This window comes from Comamonas sp. Y33R10-2 (assembly GCF_019355935.1).
In the GTDB taxonomy this organism is placed as follows: domain Bacteria; phylum Pseudomonadota; class Gammaproteobacteria; order Burkholderiales; family Burkholderiaceae_C; genus Comamonas.
On the sequence record NZ_CP079925.1, the window covers coordinates 2,774,084 to 2,792,455 of the forward strand.

An 18,372-nucleotide genomic window follows, 5' to 3' on the forward strand; every position below is an offset into this window, starting at 1 on the left:
AAGCCCGTGGGCTTAAAGGAGAAAAACCACTAATCATGCCAGCATTGCAAACTGCAGTGCCAAACGGGGGTGTCAAACCGCCTTCAAGCAGCGCTCAAAGACTGGTCAAGCAGCTCCACCCAGTGCATCACCGGTACCTCGGTGCCGTTTTGCAGGTGCATGATGCAGCCCATGTTGGCAGACAAAATGGCGGCAGGCTTGGCGGGCGCAAAAGGCTCATCTAGGGCGGCAATTTTGCGCTCGCGCAGCTGCTGCGAGATTTCGGGTTGCAACACCGAATAGGTACCGGCTGAGCCGCAGCACAGGTGTGACTCGGTGCGCGCTATGCGCACGTCAAAACCCAGCTCGCGCAAAGCGCCTTCCACTCCGCCGCGCAGTTTTTGGCCGTGTTGCAGCGTGCAGGGCGGGTGGTAAGCCACGGCAGCCTTGGGTGTGCTGATCTGGCCTTTTAACTTGTCTACCAGCTCGGGCAACATTTGCGGCAGCAGCTCGCTGAGGTCGCGGGTTAGTGCACTGATGCGCGCAGCCTTGTCGGCGTACTGGGCGTCGTGACTGAGCAGGTGGCCGTATTCCTTGACGGTGGCACCGCAGCCTGATGCGTTCATCACAATCGCCTCGACCGAGCCACTTTCAACCAGCGGCCACCATGCATCGATATTGGCGCGCATCTGCGCCTTGCCGCCTTCTTGGTCGTTCAAGTGAAACTTCACCGCGCCGCAGCAGCCGGCGTTGCCTGCAATCACGGTCTGCACGCCTGCCGCATCCAGCACGCGGGCTGTGGCGTAGTTGATGCGCGGCATCATCGCGGGCTGTACACAGCCCGCCAGCAACAATACCTTGCGGGCATGTTCGCGCGTGGGCCACACACCGGCATCCTGCGCCGCAGGAATCTTGTCGGCCAGTGATGCAGGTAGCAGGCCTTTTAAAGCCCGGCCAGCTTTGAGCGCAGGTGCGAACAGCGGCGATGTCATGCCTTCTTTGAGCAACCAGCGCTGCAGTTTTTCGCCCGTGGGGCGCGGCACCTGCTCATCCACAATCTTGCGGCCAATATCAACCAAGTGGCCGTACTGCACGCCGCTGGGGCAGGTGGACTCGCAGTTGCGGCAGGTCAGGCAGCGGTCCAAGTGCTGTTGGGTGGATCGCGTGGGCGTGTGCCCTTCTAGCACTTGCTTGATGAGGTAGATGCGGCCACGCGGGCCATCCAACTCGTCACCCAGTGTTTGGTACGTGGGACAGGTGGCGGTGCAAAAGCCGCAGTGCACGCATTTACGCAAAATGGCTTCGGCTTCCAGCCCTTCAGGAGTGGCGCGGTATTCAGGGGCGAGATTGGTTTGCATGGATTGACACCTGTTCTTACCATTTCGCCGACAGTCGGCCCACGTTGAGAATGCCCGCCGGGTCAAACGCTTGTTTGAGCCGGGCATGCAGCAAGGCCGATGTACGGCCTGCTGCGCTGCTTTGTGCATAAATATCAAAATCGCTTGTAGCGCTTATCTGATATGGACTTTCAGCTCTGAAAAGAGAAGCGGATCCGCCGGCTTCATGGGCCAGTTTCTGCAAGGCGGCTGCCGACGAGCGCGGGGCTTGCACCCAGCGCTGCGCGCCATGCCAGTCGATGAATGGGCCTCTGGCCTCGGGTGGCAATGGCAGCGGTGCGGTGGCGGCGGGAATGAACAAGCGCCACAGGCAGTGGTCGGGCGCGCGCTGCTCAAACCAAGGTAGGCGCAGGTCGCGGCTGGCGCTCCAGTCTGCGGCCAGAGCATCAAGATTCGTATCGCTATCCAGCCGTTCGCCGCCCAGTCTCAACGCGGCAGCTTGCACTGCAGCACGCGCACCGCGCAGGCGCAGGTACAGCGTGCCTTTGCCGTCTTCTTCCAGCCAGTTGCTGGCGTTCAGCGGCAAAGGCTGGCCGCCCCAGTGGTTGAGCCAGTCCAGCGCCTGATGCTGGCTGCAACTGTCAAAGCGCAGGGTGGCCTCAGCGGGTGCCACGGGCAGCACCTTGAGGCTGACCTCGGTGATGACCCCCAGCGTGCCCCAGCTGCCAGCCATGAGGCGCGAGACGTCATAGCCCGCCACGTTTTTCATGACTTGTCCGCCGTAGCGCAAAAGCTCGCCTTGGCCGTTGATCATCTCTAGGCCCAGCACAAAGTCTCGCACGGCACCCACATTGGCGCGTGAGGGGCCGGACAGACCTGCTGCCACCATGCCGCCCACGGTGCTGGCTGCGCCAAAGTGCGGTGGCTCAAAGGCCAGGCACTGGCCTTGACTGGCCAGCAGCGCCTGCAGCTCAAGCAGCGGCGTGCCTGCAAGCGCTGTTATCACCAGCTCGCTGGGTTCATAGCTGACGATTCCTTTGAGAGCAAGTGTGGATAAGGGCTCACCCTGAAGACGTAGGCCATAGAAGTCTTTGCTGCCGCCGCCGCAAATGCGCAGTGGCGTCTTGTCACCGGCAGCGGCGCGAATGCGCTCGCTAATGTCTTTGATGGGGCGATTGGCTGAGTCCATGACTTGCATGGTAGCTGGCAGACCTGTCAGCCGGACAGGCATCAGTTTTGATTTTTTTGCACAGTGAGCGTGAATAAAAGCGTGAATAAAAAAAGCCCCGCAGCTTGCACTGCGGGGCAACGTAATGAAACTGAACTAACGAAGTGACTGCTGCTTAACGGGTATAGGCAACTTCTCCGTGGGAGGTGATGTCCAGACCTTGTCGCTCAGACTCTTCAGAGACGCGCAGGCCCACTGTCAAATCTGCAATCTTGAAAGCGATGTAAGAGACAACGCCCGACCAAGCAATGGTCACCAGCACGCTCACGAGTTGCACCCACACTTGGTGGCCCATGTTGAAGCCTTCTGGCTGCATACCGCCCAGACCTGTGGCGCAGAACACGCCGGTCAGGATGGCGCCCAGAATACCGCCCACGCCGTGGACACCGAAGACGTCGCAAACGTCGTCAACCTTGAGCATGCGCTTGAGGCCAGAGACACCCCACAGGCACAGAGGGCCAGCAATCAAACCCATCACGATGGAGCCCATGGGGCCGACAAAACCAGCGGCGGGAGTGATAGTCACCAGACCGGCAACTGCACCGGATGCAGCGCCCAGCATGGAAGCCTTGCCGCGGTGCAGCGCTTCAGCAGTAATCCAGGCCAGAGCAGCAGCGCCAGTTGCCAAAATGGTGTTGATGAAGGCCAGACCCGCAGTGCCGTTGGCGGCGCCAGCAGAGCCAGCGTTGAAGCCGAACCAACCCACCCACAGCAGCGATGCGCCGACCATGGTCAGTGTCAGGCTGTGAGGAGGCAGGGCTTCTTTACCAAAGCCCAGACGCTTGCCCAGCATGTAGGCACCCACCAGGCCAGCTACAGCGGCGTTGATGTGAACCACAGTGCCGCCAGCGAAGTCCAGTGCGCCATCAGCAGCCAGCAGACCACCGCCCCACACCATGTGTGCCATGGGGATGTAGCTGAAGGTGAACCACAGCACGGAGAAGATGATCACGGCAGCGAACTTGATGCGCTCGGCAAAAGCACCCACGATCAGCGCCACGGTGATGGCAGCGAAGGTGGACTGGAAGGCCACAAACACATACTCAGGGATCGTCGCCAGCATGTGCGACAGCGTGTCCGGTGTGATCCCCTTGAGGAAGATCTTGTCGAAGTTGCCGAAGAACTTGCCTTCGCCGCCAAAGGCCAGCGAGTAGCCGTAAACAGCCCACAGCACGGTGATCAGCGAGAAGATGACGAAGACTTGCGCCAGCACGGACAGCATGTTCTTGCTGCGCACCAGGCCGCCGTAGAACAGGGCGAGGCCGGGGATGATCATCAAAATCACCAGCATGGTGGATGTCAGCATCCAGGCCGTATCACCGGCGCTCAATGTCGGCACAACTTCGGCAGCCGCTTGTGCTACCGGGGCAACAGCGGCTGCCACTGCAGCACCTTCCTGTGCAAAACCTGCCGCACTGGCAGCTAGCAGTCCTAATCCAAGGCCTGCACTTAATAGTTTGTTGGTCATGGCAATCTTTCTAAAGCGGGTTCCAGAGGGGCTGAGGCACTTACAGTGCCGAGTCGCCGGTTTCTCCTGTGCGGATACGGATCGACTGCTCCAGCGCTTGAACAAAAATCTTGCCGTCGCCGATTTTGCCGGTGCGTGCTGCACCTTCAATGGCTTCGATTGCGGAGTCCACCAGGTCGTCTGCAATCGCGGCTTCAATCTTCAGCTTGGGCAGAAAATCGACCACATATTCGGCGCCGCGATACAGCTCGGTGTGGCCTTTCTGGCGACCAAAGCCTTTGACTTCGGTCACGGTGATGCCTTGCACACCGATTTGAGAAAGGGCTTCACGAACTTCGTCGAGCTTGAAGGGCTTGATGATGGCTGTCACCATTTTCATGATGGACTCCTGAAAAAATTAAAAAGCTTTAGAGAGCGTCAAGATCAGACGCGCCTTGTTCACATCGCCAAAGGCGTTTTTCTTGTTAGCGCCAACGACAGCTGCTGCTGCAGTGAAACCGTCACCCATGTCATAGGCACCGCCCACGCTGTAATCCATGTAGTTAGGCACGCCCATGTCCTTGATGTCGCTGGAAAAATGCGTGTAACCCACGGAAGCCTTCAGTGTCACCTTAGGCATCACTTCTTGGCTATAGGCGAACTGCAGATAACCGGTGTTGGTGCCTTTCAGACCCGAACCACCCTTGGCGCCCGCCCAGCTGAAGTAATCCTTAGACACGGTGTGCGAATACTTGGCTGTGAAGGGGCCGTAAGTACCGGAACCATAGAGTTCTGTGGTGTTGGCCTGTGTGGCGCCAGAGTAGATATAGGTCAGCACACCCACATCCCAATCCACATCCGCAGCCTTGAATTTGTAGCCGCCGTAGAAGTCAGTTTCCAGCGAGTTGCCGGGCAGCCAGTTCACGGAGGAGTTCCAGTTGCCCACGTAAAAGCCGCTGTCGCCAAATGCGTAGTCAAAACCACCTTGCAGCGCAGGCTTGAAAGCCTGGTTGCGACCGGTATCCTGATCTTGACCACGGAACTTGTAGTTACTGGTCAACGATACGTTGGCGGTGAGCTGAGCGTGTGCCCACATAGGAGCGATCACGGCGCAAGCCAGGGTGGCAGTCTTGGCGAAAGTCTTGAAACGGCGAGCAATGAGACTGGACATTTAGGTTTCCTCCGGTTTGAAATTTTTTTAGACAATCCTTCAAAGCATGGAGCGTGCCAAGTCTCAAATACAGGTTTAAGAGCTGCTTGATTTGTGACGTTTATGCAATACAGACAAGCACTTTTAGCTATTAATTTCAAGTGGCTAATGCTTGCAAAAGACTTGCAAATCTCATGCACCAAACTAGGGATGCTCAAATTTCACGCACCAATGTTTCCTAACGTAAGCCTGCTTTTGCGCACTTTTTTGGTGCAATTTTAAAAGAGCCTGCTTTGCAGGACAGAGCCACAAACTCTGGCAGTCTTGTCGTAGCTTGGCGCTACTGATGCCTCACGCTCTACTAACGAGGTGCTTATGCGGCTGGCTCTGGTTCAAAGTCGTGCCTTGCTGGGTTTGCAAGCACCAAATGTTACGGTTGGAGTCCATTGGGTGAATCGGTTGCCATCTTTCACATGGGTGGGTTTGGCTGATATCGAAGTCAAAGAAGCCAGAGAGCGCGTGCGCGCCGCCACCTTTTTTTGCTCGGAGTTTTGAATGATCATTCGCTTATCCAAGGTCTGCATGGTGCTGGCCATGGCTTTTTTCGCCACGCTGGTCGCCTTTGGCAACGTCACCGACTACGCCACGAATTTTGCCTTTGTGCGCCATGTTTTTCTCATGGACACGACCTTCCCAGGCAACGGGATCATGTACCGCTCCATTGAGCAAGAGTGGGTGCATCACGCGGGCTACGTCTTGATCATTGCACTGGAGATAGCGACGGCAGTGCTGTGCTGGATAGGCGGCTTCAAGCTGCTCAAAGCGCGCAGCGCCGTGCCTGCAGAATTCAGGGCCGCCAAAGCGTGGGCCATCGGTGGCTTGAGCTTGGGCTTTTTGACGTGGCAAGTGGTCTTCATGTCCGTCGGTGGTGAGTGGTTTGGCATGTGGATGTCCACGCAGTGGAATGGCATTCAGAGCGCATTTCGTTTTTGCATCATGATGCTGCTCGTTTTGATGTACCTCACCATGAGCAACGACGCTTTGGAAGAGGGCGGGACATAGGCGCTGCGTTATTGATTGCCTATTGCCTTGCTGGGGCTGCACGCATACTCTCAAGGCTGCGTCAGGTGGCGCAGTGGGGGGCTTATGGGTCTAGCGCTGGTTCAAAGTCGTGCTTTGCTGGGGTTGGCTGCCCCCAGCGTTACCGTGGAAGTCCATCTGGCCAATGGTTTGCCTTCTTTCACGCTCGTGGGTTTGGCGGATATCGAAGTCAAAGAAGCACGCGAGCGCGTGCGCGCCGCCATCGTCAATGCGGGGCTGGAATTTCCCAACAACAAAAGAATCACCGTCAACCTCGCCCCCGCAGATTTACCCAAAGATTCAGGCCGCTTTGATCTGCCGATTGCGCTGGGCATTCTGGCAGCCAGCGGGCAAATTGAAGCGAGCAAATTGGCCGACTACGAGTTCGCCGGTGAGCTGTCCTTAACGGGCGCTCTGCGCCCGGTACGCGGTGCGCTGGCCACGGCGCTGGCATTGCAACGCCTGCAGCAAAACGTGCGCCTAGTGCTGCCGCTTGAAAGTGCGCAAGAAGCTGCTTTTGTTCCTTCCATCGAAGTTTTTAGTGCACAGCACTTGCTCGATGTGGCCAAGCAATTCATGGCTTGCGATGCACTGCCGCTTGATGCGGATGACACATCCCAAGGCTGGCAACAGGTCATGCCAAGGCCTGTTGTAGTGAAGACGTCAGTGCTAGACCTGCGTGAAGTACGCGGCCAGATGCAGGCCAAGCGTGCTCTTGAAATTGCAGCAGCAGGTTCCCATGGGGTGCTGATGATCGGGCCACCGGGCTCTGGAAAATCGATGTTGGCTCAGCGCTTTTCCGCCTTGCTTCCGAGCATGACTGATGAAGAAGCGCTAGAGGCCGCAGCCATTGCCAGCCTTAGCGGTCGCTTTGCGCCAGAGCTATGGCGCCAGCGCCCCTTTGCCTCGCCCCATCACACTGCTAGTTCAGTTGCGCTCGTCGGTGGTGGCTCACCACCCAAGCCGGGTGAAATCTCTTACGCCCATTGCGGGGCGCTGTTTTTAGATGAGCTGCCGGAGTTCGCCCGCAGCGCGCTTGAGGCTTTGCGCGAGCCACTGGAGACTGGTCACATCACCGTGGTGCGGGCAGCGCAGCGGGCAGAGTTTCCTGCACGCTTTCAACTCATTGCCGCGATGAACCCTTGCCCCTGCGGCTATTGGGGCTCAAGGGTCAGGACTTGCCGTTGCACGCCTGATCAAGTCTCGCGCTATCAGGCGCGTATCAGTGGGCCGCTGCTTGATCGCATTGACTTGCATGTAGAAGTGGCCGCTTTGCCGCCGCAGGAGCTGCTGGCTGCGCCTGAAGCCGAGAGCAGCGCTGCCGTTCAGCAACGCGTGAGCGCTGCGCGTGACAAGGCCATGCAACGCCAAGGCACGCCCAATCACCAATTGCACGGCGCGCAGCTAGATGCGCATTTGCAGCTGGAGCCGCAAGCCTTGGCGTTTGCCCACAAGGCGGCTGAAAAACTCGGCTGGTCTGCACGCGGCACGCATCGTGCTTTGAAAGTGGCGCGCACTATTGCTGATTTGGCAAACTCAGACGCTATCAGTCACACGCATGTGGCTGAAGCCTTGCAGTACCGCCGCGCACTGATGCAGCAATAAAAGCGTTTTTACTATTTCCTATAAGAGCTGATTGTTCGGCTGCGTTTAGGCTTTCTATTGATAACCGGATTGAGCGAGTGATTCAGCGACAAGAGATTCCCCTTTTACTCACTGGCTTTATGGCCACGCTAAGCGGTGTGGGGCTGGCCCGCTTTGCCTATACGGCGTTGATGCCGCAGATGGTGCATGCTGGCTGGTTTAACGGAGAGCAGGTTGCCTATTTGGGCGCTGCCAATCTGCTGGGCTACCTCATCGGTGCACTGGCCGCGGCGCCGCTGGCAGAACGTTTGGGCTCTGTGCGCATGCTGGTTATGTGCTGGGTTGTGGTCATGCTCAGCTTTGCGGCCTGCAGCCTGCCCCAGCCCATGGAGTTGTTTTTTGTTTGGCGGGTGATGGCTGGCATTGCAGGGGCTGCGCTCATGGTGTTGGGGCCGTCTGTTGCGATGTCAGCTACAGCACCGCAGCGACGTGCAGCACTGGGGCCGCTCATGTTTTGCGGTATTGGCGCGGGTGCTTTGCTCGCCGCCACGCTGGTGCCCATGTTTGCCCACGCCAGCCTGAGTGCAGTGTGGTGGGCGCTTACAGGGCTGTGCGCGTTGGCCCTGTGGTTTGGCTGGCGCGCTGCGCGCCAAATTGTTCCTCATACAGCTAAAGCAAATAACTCTGCAGCACCTGCTGAGCCACATCGACCCCTTTGGAGTGCGGCGGTCATTCTTCTCTTTTTTGCCTATACCTGCGACGCCTTCGGCTTTGTGCCGCACACGGTTTTCTGGGTAGATTATCTGGATCGCGAATTGCTTCTGGGTGCGAGCTACGCCTCGATGCAGTGGGCATTTTTCGGTTTAGGTGCCACATTGGGCCCTTTATGTGCCGCCTACTGTGCTGCTCGCTGGGGTTGGAGGGGGGCGACCACGGGCGCTTACGCTATCAAGGCTGTTGCCATTGGCCTGCCACTCGTCTGGGGAGGTTTTGCGGGTCATGCCATTTCAGGCTTTGTTGTGGGTGCGCTTTCGCCAGGTATGGCGGCGATTATTTCGGGCTATCTAATGCAACTGATTGGTCCTGCACAGCATAAAAAAATGTGGGGCTATGCCACGGCCGCTTTTGCGCTGTTGCAGGCCAGCGCTGGTTATCTGATGGCGTTTATCTATGCACAGACTGGCAGCTATCGCAGTTTGTTTGTTTTGGGCTTTACGGCGCTAGCGCTGGGGTCGGCCTTGGTGGTTTGCATTCGTTTTGTACGCAGCAATCCAGGCAGTAATGCAGGCCGCAGTGCAAGTAGTTAATCGGACTAAATTTTGATGAGCAATGTAATGAAAAATAATGCTTCATGGATGAGCCGCCTTGCTCTGCTGCATCCCATTATTCAAGCCCCTATGGCGGGGACATCGACCCCTGAGCTGGCGGCTGCCGTTAGCAATGCGGGAGGTTTGGGTTCTGTGGGGATTGGCGCTTATGGCGCGGCACAGGCGCAGCAGCATATTGCGCAGACACAGGCGCTGACCGGCAGGCCCTTCAACGTCAATTTGTTTTGCTACCAAACCGCTGCTGCTAATCCACAGAGCGAAGCCGCATGGCTTGACTATCTGGCGCCAGAATTTGCCCGCTGGGGTGCGCCGCAGCCAGCAAGCTTGCGCCGCATTTACGAATCAGCCGTAGGTAATGCACCGCTGCAAGCCATGCTGCTGGCACAAAAACCTGCCGTGGTCAGTTTTCACTTTGGCTTGCCCGAGCAGACTTTTATTGACGCACTGCGCGCAGCAGGCATCGTCACCTTGGCCTGCGCTACCAGCCTCGATGAAGGCCGCCAGATTGAGCAAGCGGGTGTGGATGTCATCGTGGCCCAAGGCATGGAGGCCGGCGGCCATCGCGGCAGCTTTGTGCCTGAGCAAGACCGCTTGATGGGCACTTTTGCATTGACACAAATTCTGGCGCGTGAATGCAGCCTGCCGGTGATTGCGGCGGGCGGCGTTATGAACGGCTCAGGCATTGCGGCGGCGCTGGCGCTGGGGGCTTGTGCGGTGCAAATGGGCACGGCTTTTATCCTTTGCCCTGAATCAGCCGCCAGCCCCGCTTATCGCTCGCAGCTGCAAAGCCCGGATGCGCACCACACGGCAATTACAGCGGCTGTCTCAGGGCGACCCGCGCGCGGCATGTTTAATCGATTGCATCAACTGGGGCGTGATTACAGCCTGTCCTTGCCGTCCTACCCCATGGTCTATGACGCGGGCAAGGCTTTGCATCAAGCCGCTAGCGCCCAAGGGTGCAGCGACTATGCCGCCCACTGGGCAGGCCAAGGTGCACCGCTGGCGCGGGCCTTGCCTGCGGCTGAACTGATGCAGACCTTGGCGCAGGAGCTGCAGGAAGCGCTTCAAAAAACGCCTCAAAAAGCATAGCTTCAGGCCGTATTGATGCTCTTTGTATAGCGTGAAATGAGTGGCGATCCAGCCCTTGCGCGGCAAGGCGGCAGGCATCGTCATTTTGCATATCACTATTCAATCTCAAGACATTGGCTTGCAACGCACCTGTTTTGAATCAATTGCCGGACAATACGCATCTTGTCCCGCTAGGCAACCGGCAGCCAACGCGCTTGCAGCTCACCGCTGCAGTGCCCCGCCACCGCCCAGCATTTGCCGCGCAGGTTTTACTGCTTAGAGTTTTTTTATTTCAGACGAATCATGAGTGCTTTTCTTGAAGAACGCGTGCTGTCCGTCCACCACTGGACCGACCGTCTTTTCTCCTTCACCACGACACGCGACACATCGCTGCGCTTCTCCAACGGCCACTTCACCATGATTGGCCTGAAGGTGGATGGCAAGAATTTGCTGCGCGCGTACTCCATCGCCAGCCCTAACTACGAAGAGCATCTGGAGTTCTTGTCGATCAAGGTCCCTGAAGGCCCTTTGACTTCGAAGCTGCAGGACATCAAGGTGGGTGACACCATCATTGTGGGCAAGAAGCCTACAGGCACGCTGCTCATCGACTATCTGCTGCCCGGCAAGAACCTGTACCTGATTGGTACCGGCACCGGTCTGGCGCCTTGGCTGTCTGTGGCGCGTGACCCTGAAACTTACGAGCGTTTTGACAACGTGGTCGTGGTGCATGGCGTGCGCCAAGTGGAAGAGCTGGCCTACCAGGAACTGCTGGAAAAAGAACTGCCGGAGCATGAGTTCTTGGGCGAGATCGTTAAAGGCAAGCTGCACTACTACCCAACTGTGACGCGTGAGCCTTTCCGCAATCAGGGTCGTATCTCTACGCAGATCAACGACGGCACCTTCCCGCAAAACCTGGGCCTGCCAGATTTGAACCCGGAGACCGATCGCGTTATGCTCTGCGGCAGCCCCGCCATGCTGGCCGAACTCAAAGAGCTGTTGGAGCACCGCGGCTTCAAAGAAGGTAACACCACGACGCCCGGCGACTTCGTCGTTGAGCGTGCGTTTGTGGAAAAGTAAATACTGCTTTTTCCAAGCTATCCACTGTAAAAGGCCTGCATCTGCATTAATGCCGTTCACTTAAGGTTTTCTCACCTTCTTGACCGGATACCGAGCAGGTACTGATTTCACAATACGGGGGCATGATCGCTCCCGTCTTTGTTGCGGCAGCAGCAAGTCACCCAGCCTTTGGCGCAATCTCTGCAAATGCTTGGGCAGCGTCCCCGGACTGCTGCTAGCCAGCGTTCTCCACTCATACTGCAGATAGTTCAAGGCCACTACAAAGCTCAGCTCTGTCGGTTGCACCTGGTTTTCTTTGGCCACCTGCGCCATCTCCAGCCGCACGAGGTTGTAGGCCAGCAAAGCCCCAGACCTCTTGCTCTATGGTTTGTGGGTGGCCGCTGCGCAGTGTTCTTTCGCTGCCCAGCATCTCCTGTTTGATCTCTCTGTAACTGACTCGACATGCCAGCGCCTGTCGTATTGCTGGGCAATTTCTTTGGCAGGCCAAGCCTTCTTGTCCATTAAGGAAGTCAGCAAGATGCGGCGCTTGCCTTGTTTGGAAACCGTCTCGATGGCCCGGGCTTGCCAAGACTCGGGCAGCTCTGGGCTGGCCTTGCGCGCTTGAGGTGAGACGCGCATTTGCACGAGGTAGTCGCTGGGGTGTTCGTCCAGCCGAGTCCATTGAGTGTTGCTTTTGGCTGCGGTCAGCCAGTGACGCTGCGCCTGACTCTGGATGCCAAGCAGCAACTTGGCGCTGACAAAGCCTTTATCGAGCACCGTCAGAGAATGTGCGGGGATGGCGTCAATGAGCTTTTTGGCTTAGCGCATTTCATTTTTGTTGTATTCCCCAAAGACAGCCGCTCGCAGCAGATGCGTGGACAACGATGTCAGCGTCAGCAAGCGCAACTGCGGATAGCTGCTGAGCACACCGCTGCTGTACTCCTGACAGCCAAAGTGCGCTCGGTTGTTCTGGGTGTCAGGTGTGCGCAGTGTGCTGCCATCGATAGCGTAGCAAGCCAAGCCTCGCCAGCTGTGGCCTTGTTGATGGCGATCGTCCCAGCAACTGGCGCACATGCCAAACAACTGCTCTAAAGGCTCACCTCCGAGCTTTTGTCGAGCTTGGGTCAGTGCGCTGTTGGCGATGTAGGGATTGACTTCATCGGGGAGTACCAAGTCTAGGTCGGCGACGACCTGAGCTATTGATTGGTGGCGGTACAGGGCCAATGCAATCACCAGCCACACCACTTGCTCTGCGGGAAGTTTGCGTTTACGCACACTGGCTTTGCCGGTGCTAGCAAGGACTGCACTGATCCATTGAGGATCAATGTGCTCGGACAGAGTTGTGAAGTTGGGATGAGGAGAAGACTTGGAGATCACGAAAAAGCAGGTACCAATGAAGACACCGTGAGTGTGCCTCTTGAACAAACAAAAATGCCGTTCACTGGCTTAAGTGAACGACATTACTCATTAGGCGCTGTTTTTTGGAGGAATTGCCATCCAGTTACAGGCTATTTTTTGAGCTTTTAAGGCGGTTTAGAGGATGTTTTTGCGCTTTATGACAGGTCGATAGGCCGATTTTTTTCAGAAAACTTCTGGGTTTTTGATAAAATCCCAGAAGGAGTCTAAATGTCTATATACAAGCCGCAAACTCAATCACAGTTATTTGCCTTCGCCACCACTGCCGACACACCACAGGGAGCTGCTTACTGTGAGCATCCACTTCATCTAGAGCAAGTAGATGTGGCAATTGCTCGCCTGAAATCTCAGGATTGGGGATTTACAGATGATGACACCCGATTTCTTGGACATGACTTACATCCCTATCCCGCCAAATTCATTCCTCAACTCCCGGGAACGATCATCTCGCTATTGAGCTCGAAGGGCGAGCTGGTCTTTGACCCATTCGGGGGTAGCGGTACCACTGCCCTTGAGGCAATTCGTCTTGGCCGTCGCGCGGTTAGCGTTGATGCAAACCCAGTTGCAGCACTTATTGGACAGGTCAAGACAGCCCGAGTATCGGCAGAAGCAACATCGGAGCTGCACCTACTTCACGGTGCGCTGAGGGCGTTACTGGAGTCATTGCCGAAAGACGTGGCTGAACTTGTCGTCATGTATGGGGGATTTGCACCCAAGATTGCAAATCGGGAGAAGTGGTTCGCAGATTCTGCCTTCGGAGAACTTGCCCATATTAAGTTTCGAATTAGCAAGCTCAATGACGACACCGCTCGCAAGATAGCCACCTTGGCCTTGTCGCGGACAGTACTCTCCGCCTCGTTCCAAGATTCTGAGACGCGCTATAAGAGTGTTCCTCGCCATGTTCCTGTTGGAGAAACTACCAAGCGCTACGTGAGGGAGTTCGAATCGGTGATGAAGTCAGTGGCTCGCAACGCAGCAGCCACGCGATATGGAGTGTCACGGTTTTTAACTGGCGACGTCCGAAGTCTCTCGCCTGACGATATTCAAGACAATTCAGTTGACCTGATAGTCAGTTCTCCACCTTACGGCAACGCGACTGATTACCATCTTTACCATCGATTTCGCCTGCTCTGGCTCGGACATGACCCTATTGCACTCGGAAAGGTAGAAATCGGCTCGCATCTGAAGCATCAGCGCGAGGCTAGTGGTTTCGAAAGCTACTTCACCGACATGCGTCGAGTTCTTGACGGAATGGGACGTGTGCTCAAGCCTGGGAGATTCGCAGTGCTTGTGATTGGCGACTCGGTCTACAAGGGCGAGAACTACGCCACGGCTGATCTACTGGCAGAAAAGGCGGCCGAGCATGGATTCGACACAGCGCAGGTCATTGAGCGCCCTGTTCACAAGACAAAGCGCTCATTTACCCCAGCCGGTCGACGTGCGGCAACCGAGAGCCTGTTGGTGCTTCGCAAAGCTGAGCGAAGGGTGCTGATTACTCTTGAGGGTCCGCCTTATAAGCCCTGGTCATACGAGCAAGAGCTTCGCAAACGGGAAACTGGTGAAATTAAGCTAGGGTCAGCAGCGTCAGACGGACATTCTGTGCAGAAGAATGCGAGCGTTCATGACTTGATACGCTGTCGTTCACTTGTTTTCACCCATCAGATTGGGTATCCGGGCGGATACAGAGAGCCTACGTGGCAGGCCATTCTTGAGAATGGAATGGCGGCCAATCCCAGCGCGCGCAAAGACCCGAAATACGTCACCCACGGCATTCACCCTTATAAGGGGAAGTTCTACCCGCAGCTAGCGAAGGGGCTTATTAATCAACTGGAGCTGCCTCACGGTGCCTGCATCTTGGACCCCTTCTGTGGCAGTGGCACTACCTTGCTTGAAGGCTACCTGAACGGCTACACGACGTTTGGATGCGACCTGCACCCACTTGCTGCGCAAATTGCTCGGGCGAAGACTGCCGTGCTGGATGTTGACCCCGACGTGCTGACGGAAGTGGTGGCATCAGTGGTGGCGACGATTGACTCAGCTCCTCAAGAGCTCCCCGCAGCGCTCGACCAATTCAAGCAAGACAGCCTTGAAGAAATTGGCCGGTGGTTCGCGGAGCCCGTTGCGCGCAAGTTGAACTGGCTCCTGCGCGTAATTCGTGCTGGCAGTAACGGACCGGCGCGCGACTTCTTGGAAGTCGTGCTCAGCAGCATCATTCGAGACGTTTCACAGCAAGAGCCTACAGACCTTCGTATCCGCTACCGGAAAGAGTTCCTGACCGATGCAGAAGTCTTCAGTCTGTTCAAAGAGCAGCTCAAGCTTCAGTTCGAACGCATCGAAAAGTTCTGGAAGATTCGGGGCTACGCGCCGAACCCATTCTTCGGCTCAACGGTTGTCAATGGCGACAATCGAGCCGCATCTACATACGATGCGTTAGGCATCGCCGATGAGTCAATTGACCTAGTTCTGACAAGCCCACCGTATGCGATGGCCTTGCCTTACATCGACACGGACAGGCTGTCGCTGCTTACCTTGTTTGGCTTGGCTGGCAGTGACAGGCGCCCTATAGAACAAGCACTTATTGGCAGCCGAGAGGTCACCGCGACAAATAAGCGCGAACTTGAGGCCGAATTTTCGCGTGACGAAGGGCTACCCGTCGAATGCCTGAAGTTCGTGAGGTCAATTCACAAGGCACTTGAAAGCTCGCCGGACTCGGGTTTTCGCAAACAGAATATGCCCGCGTTGACGCATCGGTTCCTGAAAGACATGAACGAGGTGTTCCGGCAGCTCTATCGTGTCTGTAAGAAGGGGGCTGAAGTGATGGTCGTCATAGGGGATAGCAAGATGACCATTGATGGCAAAGACATTCGCATTCCCTCCACAGACTTGGTGGAAGTCATTGGCAAGGCCCGTGGATTTACTTCCGTTGAACGAATCGACATCGCTGTCACCACCGAGAACTTGGTTCACATCAAGAACGCCATCACGGAGAACGTCATCTTGCGCTTCAGGAAGTGAAATGCGTCAAGAGTAACCAAACATTCGAGGAGACTTTCCACTGGTGGGGCTGCACAGTGCCTGCCACGCCTGATGCTGTGGCGAGCCCTTTACGGCCAAAGCGCATTCGTACAAGTAGTCCTTGCCCTCGACAGCGGTAATTTTCACCAAGTCGCCAGCTGTTGCCCACTTTGCGAGGTTGCCGGAGTGGAAGCGAAAATCAGAGTTGGCTGCGACGTAATACATGCGCACTCCGATGATGATGTCCTTGGTTGGGTCGCCGACAACATAGACTCGCCAGCGGGGCTTCCGCTCCAAATACACACGCCGCTTGCCATCCGCGTTGGGGCCTTTTCGAGGATTCACGCTTTCTGTGTACTCGTCCGGCCATCCCCAGAAGTCATGCGCAGCATGAAGGGCTTCAAGGGGAATGCGCTGCTCCCCGGGAATATTTCCAGCAGCGCCATTGGTCGTTGTGAGCTCAAGGTAGAACGCGACTGGTGTGATTTGCGCTAAAGGAACGAAATCTCGAATGTCGTCTTCTGGCACCGCAGCGGGTGCAGGCTTCTTGGCAGCTGCAGCCGCTTTGGCTGCCTTCTTTGCGGAAGCTCGCACTGCGGCCTTCTTCTTATCTTGCTCAGCCATCTGATGCTGAATCGCGGCGATGACGACATTTTTCACCGCGAGGGGGAGCGCTGGCGGTCTTGGCGTGTCTTCGAAGCCGAATACGTCAACCGCGGGGCCTTCTATCAGTGTGTTGCCGCGTGCAACCTTCCTGCGTAGTCGGGCTTCCATCTCGTCAGGGATGTCCTTGCGCATCTTCAGGAGAGCCAAATACGCGGCATCAAGCTTGCGTCCGACCGGTGCTGCAGGGTCAATAAACTTGCCGAGTTCAGTTTTGGCACGGGCAAGCTCAGCCGCGTCGCCGGGCAACGCATACGTCACTTGGACGGCGCCCTCGTAGTTGCCGTAGAGCCCGCCGTCAGTAAGGTTGTTTGAACCTAAGAAAACTTCAGCAGTCTTCGCGAACTCCACGACATAGAGTTTCGGATGAAAAGTGACGCCGCCCTTTCTGTTTTTGAAAATGAACACCTCGACCGGCCAAGTCGCTAACTCTTTGAGCACTTCCTTGCTTGTGCCACCCATGTCCACACCAACCACTACCCGAACCGTCGTACCTGCTTCGTGCAGTTCTATTAGTTTCGCCTTCAGCCGTAGCACGGCTTGAAGGGATGCAAATGCGGAAACCAGCACAACGCGAGCTGGCCGCTCCGCCGAATTGAGCGCTACATTGAGCAAAGTTCCGAGTTGCTCCTGGGGTTGGGCAATGAAATGGACTTTCATTCGTATATTCTCGGTGTTGAATTTTCATGGCCACTACGGGCCGAGTGTCTGTTGATAGGTAACAGGGAGATTTGCAAGTCTACCTTGTAGGAATTGCCTAAATATCCCATCAAGCATTTCACCAAGATTGCCTATCCGCACGCTTTGAGGCCGACATCTGAATCGGAGCACTGGTAAGCCATCATTAACACGCATGCTCCGAAAGGCGAAAGGCGAAAGGCGAAAGGCGAAAGGCGAAAGGCGAAGGGCGAACGTATGTGGTCTGGAAGCTCAAATTTTGGATTACTTGAAATTCGATGGTAAGACGCTGATTCCATTACTAGGGCCCGTCATCAATTGAGCCAAACGACTGCAGCAGCCAAGTGAATGGCACCTAAAAACGCACACGCCGTCTTGTCGTAGCGGGTTGCGATGCAGCGGTACTGCTTTAGCCGAGCAAAGAAGTTCTCAACTAGGTGCCTGGCTTTGTATGGGAGCCAGTCGTAATTGCGTTTTTCCTTGCAGTTTTTTCGGCTTGGAATAACGACTTGTTTGCCTTGCCTCAAGAGCGGCTCCACGACCCGCTCTTGAGCGTCGTAGCCCTTGTCGGCAATGACTGCGGCGGCGTCAACGTTTGGCAGCAGTGCATCAGCGCCTTCCATATCCGATGCCTGCCCTCCTGTGAGATAGAACTTTGTAGGGTTGCCCAATGCATCGACGACAGCATGAATCTTGGTGCTTAAACCACCTCGGCTGCGACCAATGGCATTAATTTGATGCCCCCTTTTGCGCCTGCGCTGTGCTGGTGCGCTCGCACGATGGTTGAATCAATCATGGCGTACTCGTTATCGGCCTGCGCACTCAGGCTATCAAACACTTTTTGCCAAATGCCCGATCGACTCCAGCGCATGTGGCGCAGATGCACCACCCGGAAATTACCAAAACGCTCGGGAAGATCGCGCCATGCAATGCCTGCGCGATACCGGTACAGCACGGCATTAACAAACAAACGGTTGTTCTTGGCAGTGACACCTACATGACCTGACCTCCCAGGAAGGAGGTCTTTGATGTGGTTCCACTGGCTATCGGTTAAGGCATATCTACGAGTCACGCTACATATAACGTAGCGTGGTATTCATTTGATGACACGCCCTAGTCCGGTAATCCACCGCAAAGCCAGCGGCAAAAAAAGAAGTAAAAAGCGCCCCATTGAGGTACTGCCGTTCACTTAAGCAAAAAATCCCTGTTTTGAACCATCCAATGGAATCAAAACAGGGATTTTTAGTGAGTTTATGCTCAAAAATTAAGCACTTTAGTGCTGCAAAACGCTCAGAAATTCCTTAAGTGAACGGCATTCTGCCTCGTGCAGGCCTTATTTGTGG

General features: G+C 56.1%; 16 protein-coding genes and 1 pseudogene. 7 read left to right on the forward strand and 10 right to left on the reverse strand.

The annotated features are described in order from the left end of the window. Positions 1-83: 83 nt before the first annotated feature. The 5 genes from glcF to KUF54_RS12355 all read right to left on the reverse strand — a co-directional run bounded on the left by glcF (position 84) and on the right by KUF54_RS12355 (position 5,162). Entirely contained in the window at positions 84-1,337 is a 1,254-nt protein-coding gene (glcF, locus tag KUF54_RS12335; RefSeq protein WP_219343110.1) for a glycolate oxidase subunit GlcF, read from the reverse strand. 16 nt (positions 1,338-1,353) lie between these two features. Next, entirely contained in the window at positions 1,354-2,514 is a 1,161-nt protein-coding gene (gene glcE / locus KUF54_RS12340) for a glycolate oxidase subunit GlcE (protein ID WP_219346392.1), read from the reverse strand. A 145-nt stretch (positions 2,515-2,659) separates the two neighbouring features. Further along, positions 2,660-4,012: an ammonium transporter gene (gene amt / locus KUF54_RS12345; protein WP_219343111.1), complete on the reverse strand. Its 1,353-nt coding sequence runs from the start codon at positions 4,010-4,012 to the stop codon at positions 2,660-2,662. 40 nt (positions 4,013-4,052) lie between these two features. Next, positions 4,053-4,391, reverse strand: coding sequence for a P-II family nitrogen regulator (gene glnK, locus KUF54_RS12350; protein WP_219343112.1), 339 nt, complete (start codon positions 4,389-4,391; stop codon positions 4,053-4,055). An 18-nt stretch (positions 4,392-4,409) separates the two neighbouring features. Continuing rightward, entirely contained in the window at positions 4,410-5,162 is a 753-nt protein-coding gene (locus tag KUF54_RS12355) for a TorF family putative porin (protein WP_219343113.1), read from the reverse strand. A gap of 354 nt (positions 5,163-5,516) precedes the next feature. Between KUF54_RS12355 and KUF54_RS17430 the strand changes: the two are divergent. The 6 genes and pseudogenes from KUF54_RS17430 to KUF54_RS12380 all read left to right on the forward strand — a co-directional run. After that, positions 5,517-5,672, forward strand: a pseudogene (locus tag KUF54_RS17430) (ATP-dependent protease); the annotation flags it as partial. Positions 5,673-5,696: 24 nt separating this feature from the next. After that, positions 5,697-6,203: a DUF2165 family protein gene (locus tag KUF54_RS12360; RefSeq protein ID WP_219343114.1), complete on the forward strand. Its 507-nt coding sequence runs from the start codon at positions 5,697-5,699 to the stop codon at positions 6,201-6,203. Positions 6,204-6,287: 84 nt separating this feature from the next. Further along, positions 6,288-7,826, forward strand: a complete 1,539-nt coding sequence (locus tag KUF54_RS12365; protein WP_219343115.1) for a YifB family Mg chelatase-like AAA ATPase — start codon at positions 6,288-6,290, stop codon at positions 7,824-7,826. A gap of 77 nt (positions 7,827-7,903) precedes the next feature. Continuing rightward, the gene (locus KUF54_RS12370) at positions 7,904-9,112 is read left to right on the forward strand and encodes a YbfB/YjiJ family MFS transporter (RefSeq protein ID WP_219343116.1); all 1,209 of its coding nucleotides are present in this window, start codon (positions 7,904-7,906) and stop codon (positions 9,110-9,112) included. 27 nt (positions 9,113-9,139) lie between these two features. Beyond that, positions 9,140-10,222, forward strand: a complete 1,083-nt coding sequence (locus KUF54_RS12375; RefSeq protein WP_255576081.1) for a nitronate monooxygenase family protein — start codon at positions 9,140-9,142, stop codon at positions 10,220-10,222. A gap of 282 nt (positions 10,223-10,504) precedes the next feature. Then, on the forward strand, positions 10,505-11,278 hold the full coding sequence (locus tag KUF54_RS12380; protein ID WP_219343117.1) for a ferredoxin--NADP reductase: 774 nt from the start codon (positions 10,505-10,507) through the stop codon (positions 11,276-11,278). A gap of 60 nt (positions 11,279-11,338) precedes the next feature. On the opposite strand, the gene KUF54_RS17435 is transcribed toward KUF54_RS12380, so the two are convergent. From KUF54_RS17435 to KUF54_RS17445, 3 genes are read right to left on the reverse strand one after another with little or no spacing between them, the layout of a single operon-like run. Further along, the gene (locus KUF54_RS17435) at positions 11,339-11,620 is read right to left on the reverse strand and encodes a hypothetical protein (protein WP_255576082.1); all 282 of its coding nucleotides are present in this window, start codon (positions 11,618-11,620) and stop codon (positions 11,339-11,341) included. Between the two features lie 18 nt (positions 11,621-11,638). Beyond that, the gene (locus KUF54_RS17440) at positions 11,639-12,064 is read right to left on the reverse strand and encodes a transposase (protein ID WP_255576446.1); all 426 of its coding nucleotides are present in this window, start codon (positions 12,062-12,064) and stop codon (positions 11,639-11,641) included. Positions 12,065-12,076: 12 nt separating this feature from the next. Beyond that, positions 12,077-12,634, reverse strand: coding sequence for a transposase domain-containing protein (locus KUF54_RS17445; RefSeq protein ID WP_255576083.1), 558 nt, complete (start codon positions 12,632-12,634; stop codon positions 12,077-12,079). 249 nt (positions 12,635-12,883) lie between these two features. On the opposite strand from KUF54_RS17445, the gene KUF54_RS12390 reads away from it, so the two are divergent. Continuing rightward, positions 12,884-15,688: a DNA methyltransferase gene (locus KUF54_RS12390; RefSeq protein WP_219343118.1), complete on the forward strand. Its 2,805-nt coding sequence runs from the start codon at positions 12,884-12,886 to the stop codon at positions 15,686-15,688. 6 nt (positions 15,689-15,694) lie between these two features. On the opposite strand, the gene KUF54_RS12395 is transcribed toward KUF54_RS12390, so the two are convergent. Next, on the reverse strand, positions 15,695-17,011 hold the full coding sequence (locus tag KUF54_RS12395; RefSeq protein ID WP_219343119.1) for a phospholipase D-like domain-containing protein: 1,317 nt from the start codon (positions 17,009-17,011) through the stop codon (positions 15,695-15,697). Between the two features lie 332 nt (positions 17,012-17,343). Next, a protein-coding gene (locus KUF54_RS12400; protein WP_255576085.1) for an IS5 family transposase occupies positions 17,344-18,101 on the reverse strand; the annotation gives its coding sequence in 2 pieces (ribosomal slippage) (positions 17,344-17,762 and positions 17,762-18,101; 759 coding nt in all). Positions 18,102-18,372 lie beyond the last annotated feature (271 nt).